Below are 17,985 nucleotides of genomic sequence, written 5' to 3'. Positions count from 1 at the left end.
TCCAAGGAGCCCGCATGAACGCCACCCATACGCTGTTCTACGCCGCCGCCTCGCCCTTCGTGCGCAAGGTCCTGGTCCTGCTCCACGAGACCGGCCAACGCGAGCGCGTGGTCCTCGAGGAAGCCATGCCGACGCCGGTCGCGCCCATCCGGCAGCTCAACGCCAGCAACCCGGCCGGCAAGATCCCCGCCCTGCGCCTGCCGGACGGCCAGGTGCTGCACGACAGCCGGGTGATCTGCGACTACTTCGACCAGCAGCACGTCGGCGAACCGCTGATTCCCCGCGAAGGCAGCGCCCGCTGGCGGCGCCTGACCATCGCCTCGCTGGCGGATGCCATCCTCGACGCGGCGGTGCTGGTCCGCTACGAAGCCTTCGTCCGCCCCGAGGAAAAGCGCTGGGACGCCTGGCTCGACGCGCAACGGGAAAAGATCGCGCGTTCCCTGGCCTGGCTGGAGAGCGACTGCATCGCCGAACTGCGGGCGCGCTTCGACATCGCCGCCATCGGCGTCGCCTGCGCCCTGGGCTATCTCGACCTGCGCCAGCCGGAGTGGGACTGGCGCGGCCACTATCCGCAGTTGGCCGCCTGGTTCGCCGAGGTCAGCCAGCGCCCGTCGATGCAGGCGACCCGCGCCTGACCCCGGGGCCCGCCGACGCCTGCTGCCGCCGCAGGCGCTCGGCGCGTTGCAGCCAGGCCGCCGAGGGGCCGGGGAACAGCAGGCCGATCCGCGCCGCCAGGCGCTCGCCGTCGCGGCGGTCGTCGCGCAGGCCGACATAGCCATTCATTTCCAGCACACCAGGCGGAACAGCAGCAGGCCCAGCAGCAGAGCGCTCTGCCCCAGTCCCATGCAGAGTTCGAGGAAGGAGCGCACATGGGGGTTGCCGGCGGCGTCCTCGATGCCGCTGAGGCCTTCCCAGAATCCGCCCGGCATCAGCACCAGCATGGCGTGGGCCAGGGGCTTGCCGCTGGCGATCCAGTACTCGATCAGGCCGAACTTGCCGAAGAACAGCAGGAAGATCAGGATCACGCCGCTGACCAGCAGGCCGAGGGCGGCGCAGAGGGTGAACTCGAAGAACAGGCGCATGGTTTTCCTCCTTGGAAATCGGCGGCGGCCGGTGCCGCCGCCCTCGTCGTCAGGCCTTGGCGGGTACGGCCGGGAGGTCCTTGCGACCGACGCCGTACCAGTCCAGCCTGCGGGTCAGCACCATCACCGCGGCGAGCACCGCGAACAGCAGCAGCGAGCCCATCAGCAAGGCGTAGTCCTCGGCGCTGAGCAGGCCGTAGAGCAGCCCGTACAGCCCGGCCAGGCCGGCGCTGAAGCCCAGGCCACGGGTCACGCTGCGCAGGACGAAGCACAGGTAGAAGCCGATCAGGCCGACGCAGGCCCCGGCGGAGGCCAGGTAGGCCAGCTCGAAGCCGACGTGCTCGGCCAGCGATAGCAGCAGCAGGTAGAAGAACGCCAGCGCCAGGCCGACCAGCGCGTACTGGATCGGGTGCACCGCCAGGCGCTTGAGCACCTCGAAGAGGAAGAAGCCGGCGAAGGTCAGGGTGATGAACAGCAACGCATACTTGATCGCCCGGTCGGCCTTCAGGTACTGGTCCACCGGGTCGACCAGGCCGACGCCGAAGGCGCGCGCCTGGAAGCCGTCGCAGCGCTGCTCCTGCACGCAACTGCGCAGCGCCTCTTCCATGTTGGTGGCGAAGAAACTGGTCTGCCAGCGCGCGGTGAAGCCCTCGGCGGTGATCTCCCGCTCGCTGGGCAGGAATTCGCCGCCGAAGCTCGGGTGTGGCCAGTCGGCCTTGAGGATGACCTGGCTGTCGCGCCCCACCGGCACGATGTCCAGCCGCTCGCTGCCCAGCAGGGTCAGGTCGAAGGCGTACTCCAGGCGCTGCGCCTGGCGCCCGTCGACGCCTTGCAGCGGTGCGTGCACGCCGCTGCCGAGCAGGCCGACCCGGCTGCCCGGCTCGAAGTCGACGCCGGCGCCGTTGAGGGAAAGCCGCAGGGCGTTCTCGATGCCGCGGATGTCGCTGATGCCCATCGCCAGGAACGGCGTCTCGAACTGGTAGTCCTCCAGGTCCTCCTCGATGCCGTAGTGCGCCGGCACCTGGAAGTAGCCGCCGACCTTGTTGTCGACGTGGTACAGGCGCGCCTGGTAGATCCCGCGGTAGCGCAGCTCGGTGCGCATCTGGCCGTCGAGGGCGAAGCGATCGGGCAGGAAGTACAGCTCGCCACGCTGTTCGCGCTCCTGCAGGACGCGCTTCTGGGTCTTCTCCTCGGTGACCCATTCGCGCACCGTCCTGCGGTAGGGCACCACCAGCAGCGGCCCGGTGAGGCGCTGGCTGTAGCTGGAGCTGCGGGCGATGTCCTGCAGCACGCCGTCGCGGGCCTCCTGGCGATCGCGGATCAGGCCGTCGATCATCAGCAGGGGGATCAGCAACAGCAGGATGAGCAGGGCGATGGCGCCAAGCTTGTAGGCCAGCGTGCGGTTCATGGGGACTCTCCGTCAGGGTGATGGCGGAGAGTCTGCGACGCGCTCGTGGGTTGCCGCGGGGCGTCGTGTGGAGAATCGATGGAGTTTGTGTGGAGCCGCTTCAGCCGCGCGGCAGCCAGAGCAGCGCCTCGACGCCGTCCTCATGGTTGCCGACCTGCAGCCGGCCGCCATGCAGTTGCGCCACCTCGGCGACGAAATTCAGTCCCAGCCCGGTGCTCTTGCGCCCGCTGGCCGGGCGCGGCAGCGAGTAGAAGCGCTCGGTGAGGCGCGCCAGGGCATAGTCGGGAATCGCCGGGCCCTGGTTGAACAGGCGCAGGGCGACACCCTTGCCGTCGACCTCGGCGCTGAGGCGGAGGCGACCGCCGGGCGGGGTGAAGTCGAGGGCGTTGTCGAGCAGGTTGGCCAGCGCCTGGCGCACCAGGAACCGCTCGCCGCGTATCGCGCAAGGACCGTCGAGGCGCTTCTCCACCGTCAGGCCCTGGCGCTGGATGCGCGCCGCCTGGCCTTCGAGCAAGGCCTCGGCGACCTCCCTCAGGTCGACCGGGCCGACCTCCTCCAGCCCCTGCCGCTGTTCCACCTGGGCCAGGCTCAGCAGGCGCTCGATCAACTGCTGCAGGCGCTCGCTCTCGCCGGCGATATTGGCGACGAAACGCGCCCGCTGCTCGGCCGGCATCTCGCCGTCGAGCAGCTCGGCGGCGCCGCGGATCGCCGCCAGCGGGCTCTTCAGTTCGTGGGTCAGGGTATGCACGTAGCGCTCGACATAGTCCTTGCCTTCCAGTTGGGTGCGCATGCGTTCCACCGCGCCCGCCAACTGCGCCATCTCGCCACCGCGATAGCGCGGCAGTTCGGCGCGGCGCCCCTCGCTGATCGCCTGGGCGTAGCGGGTCAGGCGCCGCAGCGCGCCGCTGAGCCACCAGGAGAGCAGGCCGCCGACCAGCAGGCCGAGGGCGATCAGGCCGGCGCCGAGCCAGGCCAGGCGCCGCTGCGAACGGTCGATGTAGGGTTGCAGGCTGCTGTTCGGCTTGGCCACCGAAACCACCCCGATGATCTTCCCGGCATCCTTGATCGGCGCGGCCACGTACATCACCGAGGAGTCCGGATCGTCCGGGTCTTCGCGACTGGAGCGCGCGCCGTACTGGCCACGCAGGGTCCGGTAGACGTCGTTCCAGCGCGAGTAGTCCTGGCCGACGGCGATCCCGGTGGAATCCAGCAGCACCTTGCCGCTGGCATCGGTGACATAGATGCGATGGTTCACCGCCTCCTTGCGCAACCCCCAGATGTCCGCCTGCGGCACCCGCTTGCCGTAGTCCTCGAGCATCTCCGGCAGGTCGCTCTGTGCCAGGGTGCCGTTCTTCACGTCCTGGCGGAGGATCTCGGCGAGCAGGTTGGCGGTGTCCACCAGGGTTTCCTCGGTGGACTGGCGCACCCCGGGGCGCACCTCGTCCATCACCGTGCTCAGCACGAAGTAGCCGGTGAGACCGACGAACAGGAAGTAGACCAGGAAGATCCGTACGCCGAGCGGCATCAGGCGTGGTCCGGGCTGTAGCTGTAGCCCAGGCCGCGATGGGTCTGGATCGCCTCGCCACGCGCGTTCACCTGGCGCAGCTTGGCGCGCAGGCTCTTGATGTGGCTGTCGATGTTGCGCTCGTAGCCGGCCTCGCTGGCGACGCCGAGGGCGTCGAGCAACTGCTCGCGGCTGAATACCCGCTCGGGCTGCCCGAGCAGCGTCTGCAGCAGGCGGAACTCATGACGGGTGAGGTTGAGCGGGGCGCCGTGGTAGTGGATGCGCACGCGCTCCGCGTCGACCTGGAACGGTCCGTGCAAGGCAGCCTCTTCCAGCGGCGCCGGGCGCGGCGCCATGCGCTTGAGGATGGCCTTGACCCGCGCCGCCACCTCGCGCGGGCTGAACGGCTTGACCACGTAGTCGTCGGCGCCGATCTCCAGGCCCACCACCCGGTCGATCTCGGCGTCGCGGGCGGTGAGGAAGATCACCGGTACCTCGGAGAACCGCCGCAGGCGCTTGCAGGCCTCGAAGCCGCTGATGTCCGGCAGGCCGACGTCGAGGATCAGCAGGTCCGCCGGCTGGCGCTCCTGCAACGCCAGCGCCTCGCCGGCGAGAGGCACCCAGGTGGTGGCGAAACCCTCGGCCTGCAGGGCGTAGAGCAGGGTGTCGGCAATCGCGGCTTCATCTTCGACGATCAGGATATGCGGCATGGCGTGACGGCGGCTGACGGGAATGCCGGAACGGTGCCGCAAGCCGGCGTGCGCGTCAATCGCGCCGCCGGTCGCGGGGCAGGCTTACTTGCAGGCGGGCTTGCCGGCGACGAAGCGCTCGGCGGGATCGACCGCCACGTGGAACTTGCGCAGGCCCTTGGTACCCATCAGGAACGGATAGTTGAAGGCGCTGCGGTCGGTGAGGTTGACCTCGATGGTCTTCATCTCGCCGCCCAGGCAGACCTGCAGGTCGATCACCGGGCGCTCGCTCAGGCGGTCCTCGTCCTCGTCCTCGCCGCTGCGGTTGTCGGCGCGGTTCTTGATCTTGCCGATGCGCGCCAGCTTGTGCTCGAACACCGAGCCGTCGGCCTCCTTGGTGGCCAGGCGGAAGCGCACCCATTCCTCGCCGTCGCGCTGGAACAGCTCGATGTCCTTTGCCGACAGGGAGGAGGTATAGGCGCCGGTGTCCATCTTCGCCTGCAGGGTACGATCCAGCTCCGGCAGCGAGACCCATTCGTAGCGGCCGTAGAGGTTGGGTTCGGCGGCGAGGACCGGCAGGGCGAACAGCGAGAGCAAGGCAAGGACACGCTTCACGCGGGCATCTCCTGAAGTGATACGAGGTCCACATAGGACTAGCACGGTGCGGTTTCGTTCGCCACGCCGGCGGCTTGGGCGGCACGGCGCTGATGCGTATGATGGGCCGCGTCGACCCACACCCAGGACAGGGAAACCAACCATGCGGGAACTGTTGACCGGCCTGACCAGCAGCCTTCTGCTGCTTCTCAACACGCTGATCCTGATCGGCCCGATGATGCTGATCGCTCTGCTCAAGCTGGTGCTCCCCGGCCAGCGCCTGAAGGACCTCTGCTCCAGGGGCGTGATGTGGATCGCCGAGACCTGGGCGGAGATCGACAAGTGGATCTTCGCCACCTGCACGCCGACGGTCTGGGACGTACGCGGCGCCGGCGACCTGCGCCAGGACACCTCCTACCTGGTGGTGAGCAACCACCAGTCGTGGGTGGACATCCCCGCGTTGATCCAGGTGTTCAACCGGCGCACCCCGTACTTCAAGTTCTTCCTCAAGAAGGAGCTGATCTGGGTGCCCTTCCTCGGCCTGGCCTGGTGGGCGCTGGAGTATCCGTTCATGAAGCGCTATTCCAAGGCCTTCCTGGAGAAGCACCCGGAACTCAAGGGCAAGGACCTGGAGATCACCAAGGCCGCCTGCGAGAAGTTCAAGCGCATCCCGGTGACCGTGGTGAACTACCTGGAAGGCACGCGCTTCAGCGAGCAAAAGAAGGCCCGGCAACAGTCGCCCTATCGCCACCTGCTCAAGCCCAAGGCCGGCGGGGTGGCCTTCGTCCTCGCCGCGCTGGGCGAGCAGCTGGACGCCCTGCTCGACGTCACCGTGGTCTACCCGAGCGACAAGGTGCCGGGCTTCTGGGACCTGCTCTGCGGACGGGTGCCGAAGGTGATCGTCGACATCCAGACCCGGCCGATCGATCCCGCCCTTTGGCAGGGCGACTACGAGAACGACCCGGTGTTCCGCCAGTACGTGCAGGAATGGGTCTCGCGCATGTGGGAAGAAAAGGACGAACGCATCGCGCGCCTGCGGCAACTGCGCTGAAGTACCGGCCGAACGCCTCGCCGGAATGACCCCGTTTCTACGGAGCCACGGCGGATAACGCCGGGGGCGTTATTCGCCCTATCGGTGCGGGGCAACGAATATCCAGGCGTCGCACCCACCTCGTAGGGCGAGTAACCGCAACGCGGTTATCCGCCGATCCGCTGGTGACCCCCGGCGCAAATGAAAAAGCCCGGGTGGATGCCCGGGCTTTCCCGTCGGTGGCGGCAGATCAGAGCAGCGACGAGCCGCCCGCCTTGCTCACTCCCCAGAGGTTGCTCAGGCTGCCCAGCAGCTCGCTGTTGGCGCCCTGTTTGCCGAAATAGTCGACCAGCACCTGGGCGAATTTCTCGGTCATGCCGCTATCCATGCCCAGGGTATTGAAGGCCTTGTCGACGTCGCCCATGCTGTCGGCGTTGCCCAGCAGCGAACCGAGGCCCTTGTCGGCGCCGGCGTTCTTGCCAAGCATATTGCCGAGCCCGCCGAGGCCGGCCAGGGCATTGTTGCCGGACAGCTTGTCGAGGCCCGGGATGGTCTTCACCAGTTGCGAATAATCGTTGCCGGCCAGCTGGTTCTTGGCCAGCCCGAGCAGGGCGCCGGTACCGCCGACCGCCTGCTCCTGGCTGACCCCGAGCTGGCCGGTGAGTGCGCCGAGCAGGCCGCTGGTCTGCGGGGTGGTGGCTACCTGGGCGGAGTCGCCCTGGGAGGCCCCGGCGACCGCCTTCGCGGCGTCCCCGAGATTGAAGGCGAACGCGGAGGCGGCGCTGAGCAGCAGGGCCGCGGCCAGGGTAGCGTGGGTAGTGACGCGCATCGGCAATTCCTCATGAGATATCGAACGCCCCGGCCGCATTCGCGGGCCGGGGTGAGATTTCGACCGGCAGGCCGGTGCCTTGTTCCCCAACCTTGGTCGGGTCACTTGGCCTTCGGCTTGTCGGCCTTGCCCTTGGCGGCAGCGCCTTTCTTCGCCGCCGGCTTCCTCGTCGCCGTCGCCCGCCCCTTGGACGTCTCGCCGGCGCCGGCCTTCTTGCGCGCCGCCGGCTTCGGCGCGGCGCCCTTGCGGTAGCCGACGCCATCCCTGGCGTCGTGGAAGAAGGTGATCGTCTCGCCTTCCTTCACATCGCCCTTGAGCATCGCCGTGGCCAGGCGCGTCTCCAGTTGCTGGCGGATCTGCCGCTTCAGCTCGCGGGCGCCGAACTCCGGCTGGTAGGCCTCTTCGGCGAGGTGGCCGACCAGGCTGTCGTCGATGTGCAGGTGGATGTCCTGGGCGTGCGCGGCGCGCTTCACCCGCTCCAGTTGCAGGCGCACGATGTCCTCGATCTGCGCCTTGCTCAGCGACTCGAAGACGATCACTTCGTCGAGGCGATTGAGGAACTCCGGGCGGAAGTGCCCGCGCAGGGTGTTCATCAGCTCGCGCTTGAGCTTCTCCGGCGGCTGGGCGAATTCGCCGGCCTGGGCGTTCTTCATGATCAGGTCGGAGCCGAGGTTGCTGGTGGCGATGATGATGGTGTTGGTGAAGTCCACCACGCGCCCCTTGCCATCGGTGAGGCGGCCGTCGTCGAACACCTGCAGGAGGATGTTGTTGACGTCGGCGTGGGCCTTCTCGATCTCGTCGAGCAGGATCACGCTGTACGGCCGCCGGCGCACCCGCTCGGTGAGCTGGCCGCCCTCCTCGTAGCCGACGTAGCCCGGCGGCGCACCGATCAGCCGGGACACCGCGTGGCGCTCCATGTATTCGCTCATGTCGATGCGGATCATCGCGTCCTCGTCGCCGAACACCACCTCGGCCAGGGCCTTGGCCAGCTCGGTCTTGCCCACCCCGGTCGGGCCGAGGAACAGGAAGGTGGCGATCGGCCGGCTGCCCTGGCGCAGCCCGGCGCGGGCCAGGCGCACGGCGTCGCTGACCGCGGTGATCGCCTCCTGCTGGCCGATCACCCGCTGGTGCAGACGCTCTTCCATCCGCAGGAGCTTCTCGCGCTCCTCGGCGGTCAGCTCGGTGACCGGGATGCCGGTGAGCCTGGAGATGATCTCGGCGATGTCCTCGACGCGCACCTCCTCGGTCTTCGACCCCTGGGTCTGCTGCCAGCGCTCGGTGATCTGCTCGAGATGTTCCTTGCGCTCCTGGATGCGTTTCTCGAAGACCTTCGCCTCGTCGTACCACTTGCGGCTGGCGGCGTAGTCCTGCTCGCGCTTGAGCTGCGCCAGCTCGGCCTCCAGTTCCTGGATCTCGGCCGGCCGCGAGGTGCTGGCGATGCGCACGCGGGCGGCGGCCTGATCGATCAGGTCGATGGCCTTGTCCGGCAGGAAGCGGTTGCCGATGTAGCGGTCGGACAGCTCGGCGGCGGCGACGAAAGCCTCGTCGCGGATGGTCACCTTGTGATGGCCTTCGAGCTTGTCGCGCAGGCCGCGGAGGATGGAGATGGTCTGCTCCACCGTCGGCTCGGGGACGAACACCGGCTGGAAGCGCCGCTCCAGCGCGGCGTCCTTCTCGATGTACTTCTGGTATTCGTTGAGGGTGGTGGCGCCGATCAGGTTCATCTCGCCGCGCGCCATCGCCGGCTTCAGCACGTTGGCCACGTCCAGCCCGCCTTCGCCGCCACCCTGGCCGGCACCGACGATGGTATGCACCTCGTCGATGAACAGGATGATCTCGCTCTGCGCCGCCTGCAGCTCGTCCATCACCTGCTTGAGGCGTTCCTCGAACTCGCCGCGGTACTTGGCGCCGGCGACCATGGCGTTGATGTTCAGTTCGACCAGGCGCTTGTCGCGCAGCACCTCCGGCACCTCGCCCTGGACCATGCGCTGGGCCAGGCCTTCGACGATGGCGGTCTTGCCGACGCCGGGCTCGCCGATCAGCACCGGGTTGTTCTTCTTGCGCCGGGCGAGCACCTCGATGGTGGTCTCGACTTCCTTCGAGCGGCCGATCACCGGATCGAGCTTGCCTTCGCGGGCCAGCCTGGTCAGGTCGCGGCTGAACTTGTCCAGTTGCGGGGTGCTGCTCGGGCCGTCGACGCGGCCGTCCTCGGCGCCCTTGCCGACCACCTTGACCGCCTTCTGCCGCAGCGCCTGCTCGGTCAGGCCGTACTTCTTCAGCAGCGTCCCGGCGAAGCTGTCCGGCACCGCCGCCAGGCCGAGCAACAGGTGCTCGGGACCGACATAGCTGTGGCCGAGCTCGCGGGACAGGCCGAAGGCGTGCTGCAAGGCGCTCTTCACCCGCGGCGAGATGGTCATGTCCTCGCTCGCCTCGCCCTTGCCGGCGCCGCGCACGGCGTTGGCCTCGATGTACTGCTTGAGGTCGGCCGGCGACAGGCCGAACTGCTTGAGCACCGCCTGCACCACGTCGGCATCGGCCAGGGCGTAGAGCAGATGCTCGGTGTCCACTTCGCGCTTGCCGAATTCGGCGGCGACCTGGGCGGCGCGTTGCAGGTACTCGGTGGTCTGCTTGCTGAAGTACTCGGCGATGTCCACCGCCTCCGGCTCGCGGGCGCGCACCGGGCTGACCGGGCTCTGCTCGCCGAAGCCGGAGAAGATCTCGTCGAACGGGCTGCCGCCGCCGAACAGCGACTCCAGCGGCGAACGCATGCGCTGCTGGCGCATCAACTGGCGGTAATGCAGTTCGCACAGGGCGAGTTCGCGGCGCTGGCCGTTCTGCACCAGGCTGACGCGGGCGACGGCGGGACGTTCGTGGCAGATGGCGCAAAGTTCCTGGGCCATGGGAGGGCTCCTGTTTCCACGGAAGAAGGCTTCAGCATCGGCGGCGGCGACCGGGGGCGCCGAGCGGTGCGTGGAGAACATCGCGACAAGGCGGTGAAGCACGCGCCGTCGAGCATGCAACGCGGGACATGTCCGTGCGATGACGGCACGGGCGGCGTCGCATCCGCAGCCACTGACGGGGTGACTCTTGAGTACTAGCACAGCGGCCGGCGAGCGCCAGCGCTTCGACTTGATCCAGGACAATGAAAGCCGAGCGCTCTGGATCGCGACTTGCGTAGGAATGCCCCGCGGATCGTCCCGATCCGGTCGCCGGCAATGCCATCGCCGCGAGAAGTTCTCTATGCTTGAGGCCTGTCCGCCCGAGGGAGCCCGTTCATGAGCGAGCCGTTCCAGCTCACCCCCCGCATCGCCCGCCAACTGCCCTGGCTGGTCGCCGTCGCCTTCTTCATGCAAGCCCTCGACGGCACCATCCTCAACACCGCGCTGCCGAGCATGGCCACCTCGCTGAACGAAAACCCGCTGCGCATGCAGGCGGTGGTGATCGCCTACCTGCTCACCGTGGCCCTGCTGATCCCGGCCTCGGGCTGGATCGCCGACCGCTTCGGCACGCGCCGGGTGTTTCTCGGCGCGGTGCTGCTGTTCAGCCTCGGCTCGTTGCTCTGCGCGCTGTCGCCGAGCCTCGAGCTGCTGGTCGGTGCGCGTATCGTGCAGGGTGTCGGCGGCGCGCTGATGATGCCGGTGGGGCGGCTGGTGATCCTGCGCGTCTATCCGCGCCAGGACCTGGTGCGGGTACTCAGCTTCGTCACCATCCCTGGCCTGCTCGGCCCGCTGGCCGGGCCGACGCTGGGGGGCTGGCTGGTGGAATACGCCTCCTGGCACTGGATCTTCCTGATCAACCTGCCGGTCGGCCTGCTCGGCTGCCTGGTGGCGATGAAACTCATGCCGGACCTGCGCAGCCCGTTGCCGAGCCGCTTCGACAGCATCGGCTTCCTGCTCTTCGGCGGCTCCATGGTGCTGATCTCCATCGCCCTGGAAGGCCTTGGCGAGCTGCACCTGTCGCACCTGCGCGTGGTCCTGCTGCTGGTCGGCGGGCTGGTCCTGCTCACCGCCTACTGGCTGCGCGCGCTGCGCATCGACAAGCCGCTGTTCCCGCCGAGCCTGTTCCAGGCGCGGACCTTCGCCGTCGGCATCCTCGGCAACCTGTTCGCCCGCCTGGGCAGCGGCGCCCTGCCCTTCCTCACCCCGCTGCTGCTACAGGTGGGCCTGGGCTACCCGCCCTCCACCGCCGGCATGACCATGATCCCGCTGGCGCTGTTCGCGATGGTCGCCAAGCCGCTGGCCAAGCCGCTGCTGGATTTCTTCGGCTACCGCAAGCTGCTGGTCGGCAACACCCTGATCCTCGGCTGCCTGATCGCCGGTTTCGGCCTGGTCGACCAGGACACCCCCTACGTCTGGCTGCTGCTGCACCTGAGCCTGCTCGGCGCGGTGAACTCCCTGCAATTCACGGCGATGAACACCCTCACCCTGATCGACCTGCAGGACAGCAACGCCAGCAGCGGCAACAGCCTGATGTCGGTGGTCGTGCAACTGTCGATCAGCCTCGGCGTGGCCTGCGCGGCGGCATTGCTGGGGGGGTTCCAGACCGACCTGGATACGGGGCAGGACACCGTCCTCGGCGCCTTCCACGCCACCTATGTCAGCGTCGGCCTGATGTCGATGCTGGCCGCGGCGATCTTCTTCCAGCTCGGCAGCGAGGACGGTCGCACCAGCCCGCGCCGGGTCGATCCGGAAAAGGACCCGGACCTCTAGGATGGCCTGGCTCGCCACGCTCAGGCGCTGGGCTCGCGGGCTGAAGACCGAGGTCATCGCCCTCTGGCTGTGCAGCCGCCATCCGCACATGCCCTGGCCGGCCCGGCTGGTGGCGCTGCTGGTGGTGGCCTATGCCCTGAGCCCGATCGACCTGATCCCGGACTTCATCCCGCTGCTCGGCTACCTCGACGACCTGCTGCTGGTGCCGCTGGGGATCTGGCTGGCGATCCGCCTCACCCCACCCGCGTTGCTCGCCGAGTGCCGGGCGCGGGCTCGCGAAGTCGAGGCGCGCCCGCGCAACCCGTGGATGACGGCGCTGATCGTGCTGCTCTGGCTGGCGCTGGCCGCGGGCCTGCTGCGCTGGTTCTTCTACTGAGCGGCGAGCGCTCCGCAGGAGGGTTTGCGAGTGAAGGTGCGGGACACGTCGACCGCGCCGAGGTGATCGAGCGTGCGGCGACCGAGCAGCACCGGATAGTTCATGTTGCCGCGGTCGCGCAGGGAGAACTGCTCGCGCAGCAGCTTGTCGCCCAGGCAGATGTCCATCGCCACCACCGGGCGGCTGTCGCTGCCGCCGGCGCCGCGCACCTTGATCACCCGCAGTACCTTGCGCTCGAAGGTCACGCTGACCGGCGCCTTGCTCCCGGCGGTGGGCAGCACCACCTCGAAGCGCACCCAGCGCTCGCCGTCCTTCTTGTAGCGATGGATGTTCTTCGCGTCCAGCGACGAGGTCAGCGCGCCGGTATCCAGCTTGGCCTTGGCCTGCATGCGCTCGGGCATCAGCCAGGACTGCTCGATCCAGCCCCAGTGCTCGGCGGCGGCATGGCAGGACGCGGAAGAGAACGATAGCGACAACAGTGCGGCGAAGGCCAGACGACGGGATTGCACAGGCTTCATCGAAACGACTCCGTACGGGACCGGGCCACTCTGACCGGGTGCTCGCAAGACTGGGTGAACGGCAGGTGAAGACAGTGTGACGGGTTTCTGCGGGCAATAAAAAACCCGGATGTTTCCATCCGGGTTCTTCGGGCTGGGGCCCAGGGATCTTAGTTGATCACCTGAACGCGCTCGGCCTGCATGCCTTTCTGGCCTTGCACGACTTCGAAGCTGACCTTCTGGCCTTCGGCCAGGGTCTTGAAGCCGTTACCTTCGATGGCACGGAAGTGAACGAAAACGTCCGGGCCGCTTTCCGGGGTGATGAAGCCGTAGCCTTTGGTTTCGTTGAACCACTTAACGGTGCCGTTCTGACGGGACATTGCAAGTTCTCCTTGGAACTAGGGGTATTGATTTAGCCACGAAATCGTAGCCGGTAACTGAGTTGCAAGGAGTTACAAGGAGTCGAGCAGGACGGGCTGGAATTTCCGACCGCATCAGGTCACGATCGACGGCGACCCATGCAAACACAGTGTCAGCACTCTACGACAAAAAACTGAGGAAAGCGAACCTGTATAAAAATACAGAAACGCGCTTTTTTCGTTTTTCTGACGAATGGTACTGGCCAAAGATACATTGCCTGTCGCCGCTGCCTCGGCGGCGCTCGCACGCGGCAAGCGGCCGCAGGCTGCTAGACTAGCCCGCTCGAATCGCCTGCCGAGCCCTCCCCGTGACTTCCACCGTTTTCTCCTCGCTGCCGCTTTCCGCGGACCTCCTGGCCAATCTCGACTCCCTCGGTTACCGGGAGATGACGCCGATCCAGGCGCAGAGCCTGCCGCTGATCCTCCAGGGTCGCGACCTGATCGCCCAGGCCAAGACCGGCAGCGGCAAGACCGCCGCCTTCGGCCTCGGCCTGCTCGCGCCGCTGAACCCGCGCTACTTCGGCTGCCAGGCGCTGGTGCTGTGCCCGACCCGCGAGCTGGCCGACCAGGTCGCCAAGGAGATCCGCCGGCTGGCCCGCGCCGCCGACAACATCAAGGTCCTGACCCTCTGCGGCGGCGTGCCCTACGGCCCGCAGGTGGCTTCGCTGGAGCATGGCGCGCACGTCGTCGTCGGCACCCCCGGGCGCATCCAGGAGCACCTGCGCAAGGGCACCCTGGTCCTCGACGGGCTCAATACCCTGGTCCTCGACGAAGCCGACCGGATGCTCGACATGGGCTTCTACGACAGCATCGCCGAGATCATCGGCCAGCTCCCCGAGCGCCGGCAGACCCTGCTGTTCTCCGCCACCTACCCGGACGGCATCGAGAAACTGGCCAAGGCCTTCATGCGCGATCCGCAGCAGGTGAAGGTCGAGTCGCTGCACACCGACAGCCAGATCGAGCAGCGCTTCTTCGAGATCGATCCGAAGCAGCGCATGGACGCCGTGGTACGCCTGCTCCAGCATTTCCGCCCGCAATCCTGCGTGGCGTTCTGCCAGACCCGCCAGCAGTGCCAGGAACTGGCCGACGCGCTGAAGGCGCACAGGATCTCCGCCCTGGCCCTGCACGGCGACCTGGAGCAGCGCGAACGCGACCAGGTCCTGACGGTATTCGCCAACCGCAGCTGCACCGTGCTGGTGGCCACCGACGTGGCCGCCCGGGGGCTGGACATCGCCGCCCTGGAAACCGTGATCAACGTCGAGCTGGCGCGCGACCCGGAGGTCCACATCCATCGCATCGGCCGCAGCGGGCGCGCCGGCGAGAAGGGCCTGGCCCTGTCGCTGGTGGCACCGGCCGAGGCCAGCCGCGCGCAGGCCATCGAGGATCTGCAGAAGCAGCCGCTGGCCTGGTACGCCCTCGGCCAGCTGAAGGCCAACCCGGAACCGCTGCTGCCGCCGATGAGCACCCTGTGCATCGCCGGCGGTCGCAAGGACAAGGTACGTCCCGGCGACCTGCTCGGCGCCCTCACCGGCGACGCCGGGCTGCCCGGCAGCGCGGTGGGCAAGATCGCCATCTTCGACTTCCAGGCCTTCGTCGCCATCGAGCGCGGCCTCGCCCACCAGGCCCTGAAGCGCCTGAGCGAAGGCAGGATCAAGGGCCGCTCGTTCAAGGTGCGCCTGCTGTAACGGCCCCCTGCGGCAACCGCCGCGCGCCGCGGTCAGGGCGCGAGCCGCGCCGGCGGGTGGCTTCCGCGCCGGCGCCGGCGTCTCAGCGCTCGAAGGCACGAAGCCTGCATCCGCGAATGGCCGGCTCGGGCGGGACAGCAACCCGTGCGAGCCATTTGAATTCGCCAGACAGCCCACATAGGCTGAATCACGGACCCTCGGACAGCCCTCCGCCCCCATGCCGCCCACTTCGCTGACACATACGCTCCGCCGCCTCTGGGCCCTCGACAAGTTCGCCTATAGCCTGCGGGTCTTCCTCGCCCTGGCCGGAGCCATGCTGCTGTGCTGGTGGCAGGGCCGCATCGAGCTGCTGATCCCGCTGTTCCTCGGGATCATCGCCAGCGCCCTGGCGGAGACCGACGACAACTGGCTCGGCCGCCTGCAGGCGCTACTGGTGACCCTGCTGTGCTTCAGCGTCGCCGCCTTCGCCGTCGAACTCCTGTTTCCCTATCCCTGGCTGTTCGTTTCCGGGATGGCGCTGTCGGCGTTCGGCATGATCCTGCTCGGCGCTCTCGGCGAACGCTACGCGGCGATCGCCTCGGCGACCCTGATCCTGTCGATCTACACCATGATCGGCGTCGACCAGCGCGGCGGCGAGGTCGCCGACGTCTGGCACGAACCGCTGCTGCTGGTGGCCGGCGCGGCGTGGTACGGGCTGCTCTCGGTGCTGTGGAACGCGCTGTTCTCCAACCAGCCGGTGCAGCAGAGCCTGGCGCGCCTGTACTTCGAACTGGGCGAGTACCTGCGGATCAAGTCGAGCCTGTTCGAACCCCTGCGCCAGCTCGACGTGGAAGGCCAGCGCCTGGCGCTGGCGCGGCAGAACGGCAAGGTGGTGGTGGCGCTGAACCAGGCCAAGGAGACCATCCTCAACCGCCTCGGCCACGGCCGCCCGGGGCCGAAGGTGAGCCGCTACCTGAAACTCTACTTCATCGCCCAGGATGTCCACGAGCGCGCCAGTTCCTCGCACTACCCGTACAACCGCCTGGCCGAAGCGTTCTTCCACAGCGACGTGCTGTTCCGCTGCCAGCGCCTGCTCAACCAGCAGGGCAAGGCCTGCCAGGCCCTGGCGCGGGCGATCCGCCTGCGCCAGCCGTTCGACTACGACGACAGCGAGCAGGCCCTGGAGGACCTGCAGGCATCGCTCGAACACCTGCGCCAGCAGAGCAACCCGGCCTGGAAGGGCCTATTGCGCTCGCTCGGCGCCCTGGCCGCCAACCTCGCCACGCTGGACCGCAAGCTGGCCGGGGCGAGCAATCCGGACGCCATCGCCGACGAACAGGACAGCGCCCTGCTCGATCGCTCGCCGCGCAGCCTGAAGGACGCCTTCGAGCGCCTGCGCCAGCAGCTCACCCCGACCTCGCTGCTGTTCCGCCACGGCCTGCGCATGGCCCTGGCGCTGACCGCCGGCTATGGTGTGCTGCACTGGATCCACCCGACCCAGGGCTACTGGATCCTGCTCACCACGGTGTTCGTCTGCCAGCCCAACTACGGTGCGACCCGCCTGCGCCTGGTGCAGCGGATCCTCGGTACCCTGGTCGGCCTGGTGGCCGGCTGGGCGCTGATCGACCTGTTCCCCAACCCGCTGGTGCAGTCGCTGTTCGCGGTCGCCGCCGGGGTGGCCTTCTTCGCCACCCGCAGCAGCCGCTATACCCTGGCGACGGCGGCGATCACCCTGCTGGTGCTGTTCTGCTTCAACCAGGTCGGCGACGGCTACGGACTTATCCTGCCGCGCCTGTTCGACACCCTGCTGGGCAGCCTGATCGCCGGCCTCGCGGTGTTCCTGGTGCTGCCCGACTGGCAGGGCCGCCGGCTCAACCGCATGCTCGCCAACACCCTGGCCTGCAACAGCCGCTACCTGCGGCAGATCATGCAGCAGTACGCCACCGGCAAGCGCGACGACCTCGACTACCGCACCGCCCGGCGCAACGCGCACAACGCCGACGCGGCGCTCTCCACCACCCTCTCGAACATGCTCCTGGAGCCCGGCCACTTCAGGAAGGACGCGGAGATCGGCTTCCGCTTCCTGGTCCTCACGCACACCCTGCTCAGCTACCTGTCCGGCCTCGGCGCGCACCGCGAGAACCTGCCCGAGGACGCCAGCGACGGCCTCCTGCAACGCGCCGCCGAGCGCCTCTCCGCCAGTCTGGAGGAGATCGCCGCCTGCCTGGAGCAGAAGCGTCCGGTCGCCATCTACAGCGAGGAGGAGGAAGCGCTGGCCAAGGAACTGGAACAGATGCCCGAGGAAATGGACGACGGCCATCGCCTGGTGCAGACCCAGCTGGCGCACATCTGCCGCCAGCTCGCGCCGCTGCGCACCCTGGCCGCGCACCTGTTGAAGAAGGAACTGGCCGGCGAGCAGCCGCTGCCCGGGCAGCCCTAGCGCGCGCCGTAGCGCTGCAGCAGACGCTGGTAGCTGCCGTCGTCGCGCATGCCGCGGATGGCCAGGTCGAAGCCGTCGACGATTTCCTCGTGGCGCGGGTTCCTCAGGCTCACCAGCAGGTGCAGGCCATTTTCGCCGAGCGGCGTCGGCAGGACCTCGAGCTTGTCGCGCAGGTAGGCCAGTTCGCCGTTGAGGGCGAAGCCCAGCGCCAGCTCATCCTCCACCGCCAGGTCGACCCGCCCCGCCTCGAGCATCCGCGCGGCATTGGCGAAGCTGGTCACGTTGACCTTCTGCAGCCCGCTGTCGCGGTCGAACTCGGGGGCGTAGGCGTAGTCGCGCACCACCGCGATGCGGTAGGGCCGCAGGTCGCTCAGGCGGGTGAACTCGATGCCGCGGCCCTTGCGTTGCAGCAGGCGGATGCGGTTGGTCAGGTAGGCGCGGGAAAACTGCCCATAGAGGCTGCGGGCAGGCTCGTACCAGGCGCTCAGGGCGATGTCGTAGTCGCCGCTGCGCACGCCGTACAGGGCCCGCGACCAGGGCACCTGCTGGAAGCTGGCGTCGAAGCCGGCACGCTTGAGCGCGGTGGTCACCAGCTCGACCGCCAGGCCGTTGCCGGGCAGGCGCGCATCGACGAAGGGCGGCCAGGCGTCGCCGACCAGGCGCAGGTTGGCGGCGGGCGAAGCACAGGAAAGAAGCAATGACAGCAGCAGGAGTGCGCATCGCAGCATGAAGGACGGTTCCCGG

The 17,985-nt window shown here is 68.2% G+C and carries 17 protein-coding genes; 6 read left to right on the top strand and 11 right to left on the bottom strand.

Going from position 1 to position 17,985, the window contains the following annotated elements; all coding sequences use genetic code 11:
• The first annotated feature begins 14 nt into the window (after positions 1-14).
• Entirely contained in the window at positions 15-635 is a 621-nt protein-coding gene (locus PSPA7_RS02720) for a glutathione S-transferase family protein (protein WP_012074047.1), read from the top strand.
• Here the strand turns inward: PSPA7_RS02720 and PSPA7_RS02715 are convergent.
• The 6 genes from PSPA7_RS02715 to rloA2 form a co-directional block, all read right to left on the bottom strand.
• Entirely contained in the window at positions 598-783 is a 186-nt protein-coding gene (locus PSPA7_RS02715; protein ID WP_012074046.1) for a hypothetical protein, read from the bottom strand. The genes PSPA7_RS02720 and PSPA7_RS02715 overlap by 38 nt on opposite strands.
• Complete coding sequence (locus PSPA7_RS02710) at positions 780-1,082, bottom strand: hypothetical protein (RefSeq protein ID WP_003154248.1); 303 nt, start codon at positions 1,080-1,082, stop codon at positions 780-782. Before PSPA7_RS02710 ends, PSPA7_RS02715 begins: the two co-directional genes overlap by 4 nt.
• 49 nt (positions 1,083-1,131) lie before the next feature.
• Complete coding sequence (creD, locus tag PSPA7_RS02705) at positions 1,132-2,490, bottom strand: cell envelope integrity protein CreD (RefSeq protein ID WP_012074045.1); 1,359 nt, start codon at positions 2,488-2,490, stop codon at positions 1,132-1,134.
• 100 nt (positions 2,491-2,590) lie between these two features.
• Positions 2,591-4,015 carry a two-component system sensor histidine kinase CreC gene (gene creC, locus PSPA7_RS02700; RefSeq protein WP_012074044.1) on the bottom strand — a complete coding sequence of 475 codons (1,425 nt, stop codon included), beginning with the start codon at positions 4,013-4,015 and terminating at the stop codon, positions 2,591-2,593.
• Positions 4,015-4,704 carry a two-component system response regulator CreB gene (gene creB / locus PSPA7_RS02695; RefSeq protein ID WP_012074043.1) on the bottom strand — a complete coding sequence of 230 codons (690 nt, stop codon included), beginning with the start codon at positions 4,702-4,704 and terminating at the stop codon, positions 4,015-4,017. Before creB ends, creC begins: the two co-directional genes overlap by 1 nt.
• Before the next feature lie 84 nt (positions 4,705-4,788).
• Complete coding sequence (rloA2, locus tag PSPA7_RS02690; protein WP_003154670.1) at positions 4,789-5,298, bottom strand: retropepsin-like aspartic peptidase RloA2; 510 nt, start codon at positions 5,296-5,298, stop codon at positions 4,789-4,791.
• A 142-nt stretch (positions 5,299-5,440) separates the two neighbouring features.
• Here rloA2 and yihG point away from each other — a divergent pair, with 142 nt between their 5' ends.
• Positions 5,441-6,328, top strand: a complete 888-nt coding sequence (gene yihG, locus PSPA7_RS02685; protein WP_003099939.1) for a 1-acylglycerol-3-phosphate O-acyltransferase, YihG family — start codon at positions 5,441-5,443, stop codon at positions 6,326-6,328.
• Between the two features lie 229 nt (positions 6,329-6,557).
• Here the strand turns inward: yihG and PSPA7_RS02680 are convergent, their stop codons facing one another.
• Positions 6,558-7,136 (bottom strand): DUF2780 domain-containing protein, encoded by a 579-nt coding sequence (locus tag PSPA7_RS02680; protein ID WP_012074042.1) that lies wholly within the window; start codon positions 7,134-7,136, stop codon positions 6,558-6,560.
• A 101-nt stretch (positions 7,137-7,237) separates the two neighbouring features.
• A complete protein-coding gene (gene clpG / locus PSPA7_RS02675; protein WP_003154666.1) occupies positions 7,238-10,036 on the bottom strand; it encodes an AAA family protein disaggregase ClpG in 2,799 nt (932 codons plus the stop codon).
• Positions 10,037-10,411: 375 nt separating this feature from the next.
• Between clpG and mdtD the strand changes: the two genes are divergently transcribed.
• Both mdtD and PSPA7_RS02665 read left to right on the top strand, forming a co-directional pair.
• On the top strand, positions 10,412-11,845 hold the full coding sequence (mdtD, locus tag PSPA7_RS02670) for a multidrug transporter subunit MdtD (RefSeq protein ID WP_003154664.1): 1,434 nt from the start codon (positions 10,412-10,414) through the stop codon (positions 11,843-11,845).
• Between the two features lies 1 nt (position 11,846).
• Positions 11,847-12,221 carry a YkvA family protein gene (locus tag PSPA7_RS02665; RefSeq protein WP_012074040.1) on the top strand — a complete coding sequence of 125 codons (375 nt, stop codon included), beginning with the start codon at positions 11,847-11,849 and terminating at the stop codon, positions 12,219-12,221.
• Here the strand turns inward: PSPA7_RS02665 and rloA3 are convergent.
• Together rloA3 and PSPA7_RS02655 are read right to left on the bottom strand one after the other, a co-directional pair.
• On the bottom strand, positions 12,215-12,739 hold the full coding sequence (gene rloA3 / locus PSPA7_RS02660) for a retropepsin-like aspartic peptidase RloA3 (protein WP_012074039.1): 525 nt from the start codon (positions 12,737-12,739) through the stop codon (positions 12,215-12,217). The two genes, PSPA7_RS02665 and rloA3, sit on opposite strands and share 7 nt — an antisense overlap.
• A gap of 149 nt (positions 12,740-12,888) precedes the next feature.
• Positions 12,889-13,098 carry a cold-shock protein gene (locus PSPA7_RS02655; protein ID WP_003084710.1) on the bottom strand — a complete coding sequence of 70 codons (210 nt, stop codon included), beginning with the start codon at positions 13,096-13,098 and terminating at the stop codon, positions 12,889-12,891.
• A gap of 347 nt (positions 13,099-13,445) precedes the next feature.
• On the opposite strand from PSPA7_RS02655, the gene dbpA reads away from it, so the two are divergent.
• Together dbpA and yccS are read left to right on the top strand one after the other, a co-directional pair.
• Entirely contained in the window at positions 13,446-14,822 is a 1,377-nt protein-coding gene (gene dbpA / locus PSPA7_RS02650) for an ATP-dependent RNA helicase DbpA (RefSeq protein ID WP_012074038.1), read from the top strand.
• A gap of 217 nt (positions 14,823-15,039) precedes the next feature.
• On the top strand, positions 15,040-17,241 hold the full coding sequence (gene yccS, locus PSPA7_RS02645; protein ID WP_012074036.1) for a YccS family putative transporter: 2,202 nt from the start codon (positions 15,040-15,042) through the stop codon (positions 17,239-17,241).
• Here the strand turns inward: yccS and PSPA7_RS02640 are convergent.
• Entirely contained in the window at positions 17,238-17,969 is a 732-nt protein-coding gene (locus PSPA7_RS02640; protein WP_034080840.1) for a substrate-binding periplasmic protein, read from the bottom strand. The two genes, yccS and PSPA7_RS02640, sit on opposite strands and share 4 nt — an antisense overlap.
• Positions 17,970-17,985 lie beyond the last annotated feature (16 nt).

The sequence above is a fragment of the Pseudomonas paraeruginosa PA7 genome (genome assembly GCF_000017205.1).
GTDB lineage: Bacteria > Pseudomonadota > Gammaproteobacteria > Pseudomonadales > Pseudomonadaceae > Pseudomonas > Pseudomonas paraeruginosa.
This window is presented reverse-complemented; position numbering and strand designations above follow the sequence as displayed.

Bases quoted from the DNA above. Each gene is read 5' to 3' on its own strand.
- clpG (WP_003154666.1), bottom strand. From the start codon at position 10,036: ATGGCCCAGGAACTTTGCGCCATCTGCCACGAACGTCCCGCCGTCGCC.
- PSPA7_RS02715 (WP_012074046.1), bottom strand. From the start codon at position 783: ATGAATGGCTATGTCGGCCTGCGCGACGACCGCCGCGACGGCGAGCGC.
- creD (WP_012074045.1), bottom strand. From the start codon at position 2,490: ATGAACCGCACGCTGGCCTACAAGCTTGGCGCCATCGCCCTGCTCATC.
- yihG (WP_003099939.1), top strand. From the start codon at position 5,441: ATGCGGGAACTGTTGACCGGCCTGACCAGCAGCCTTCTGCTGCTTCTC.
- creB (WP_012074043.1), bottom strand. From the start codon at position 4,704: ATGCCGCATATCCTGATCGTCGAAGATGAAGCCGCGATTGCCGACACC.
- PSPA7_RS02710 (WP_003154248.1), bottom strand. From the start codon at position 1,082: ATGCGCCTGTTCTTCGAGTTCACCCTCTGCGCCGCCCTCGGCCTGCTG.
- PSPA7_RS02680 (WP_012074042.1), bottom strand. From the start codon at position 7,136: ATGCGCGTCACTACCCACGCTACCCTGGCCGCGGCCCTGCTGCTCAGC.
- rloA3 (WP_012074039.1), bottom strand. From the start codon at position 12,739: ATGAAGCCTGTGCAATCCCGTCGTCTGGCCTTCGCCGCACTGTTGTCG.
- PSPA7_RS02720 (WP_012074047.1), top strand. From the start codon at position 15: ATGAACGCCACCCATACGCTGTTCTACGCCGCCGCCTCGCCCTTCGTG.
- mdtD (WP_003154664.1), top strand. From the start codon at position 10,412: ATGAGCGAGCCGTTCCAGCTCACCCCCCGCATCGCCCGCCAACTGCCC.
- PSPA7_RS02655 (WP_003084710.1), bottom strand. From the start codon at position 13,098: ATGTCCCGTCAGAACGGCACCGTTAAGTGGTTCAACGAAACCAAAGGC.
- yccS (WP_012074036.1), top strand. From the start codon at position 15,040: ATGCCGCCCACTTCGCTGACACATACGCTCCGCCGCCTCTGGGCCCTC.
- PSPA7_RS02640 (WP_034080840.1), bottom strand. From the start codon at position 17,969: ATGCTGCGATGCGCACTCCTGCTGCTGTCATTGCTTCTTTCCTGTGCT.
- creC (WP_012074044.1), bottom strand. From the start codon at position 4,015: ATGCCGCTCGGCGTACGGATCTTCCTGGTCTACTTCCTGTTCGTCGGT.
- PSPA7_RS02665 (WP_012074040.1), top strand. From the start codon at position 11,847: ATGGCCTGGCTCGCCACGCTCAGGCGCTGGGCTCGCGGGCTGAAGACC.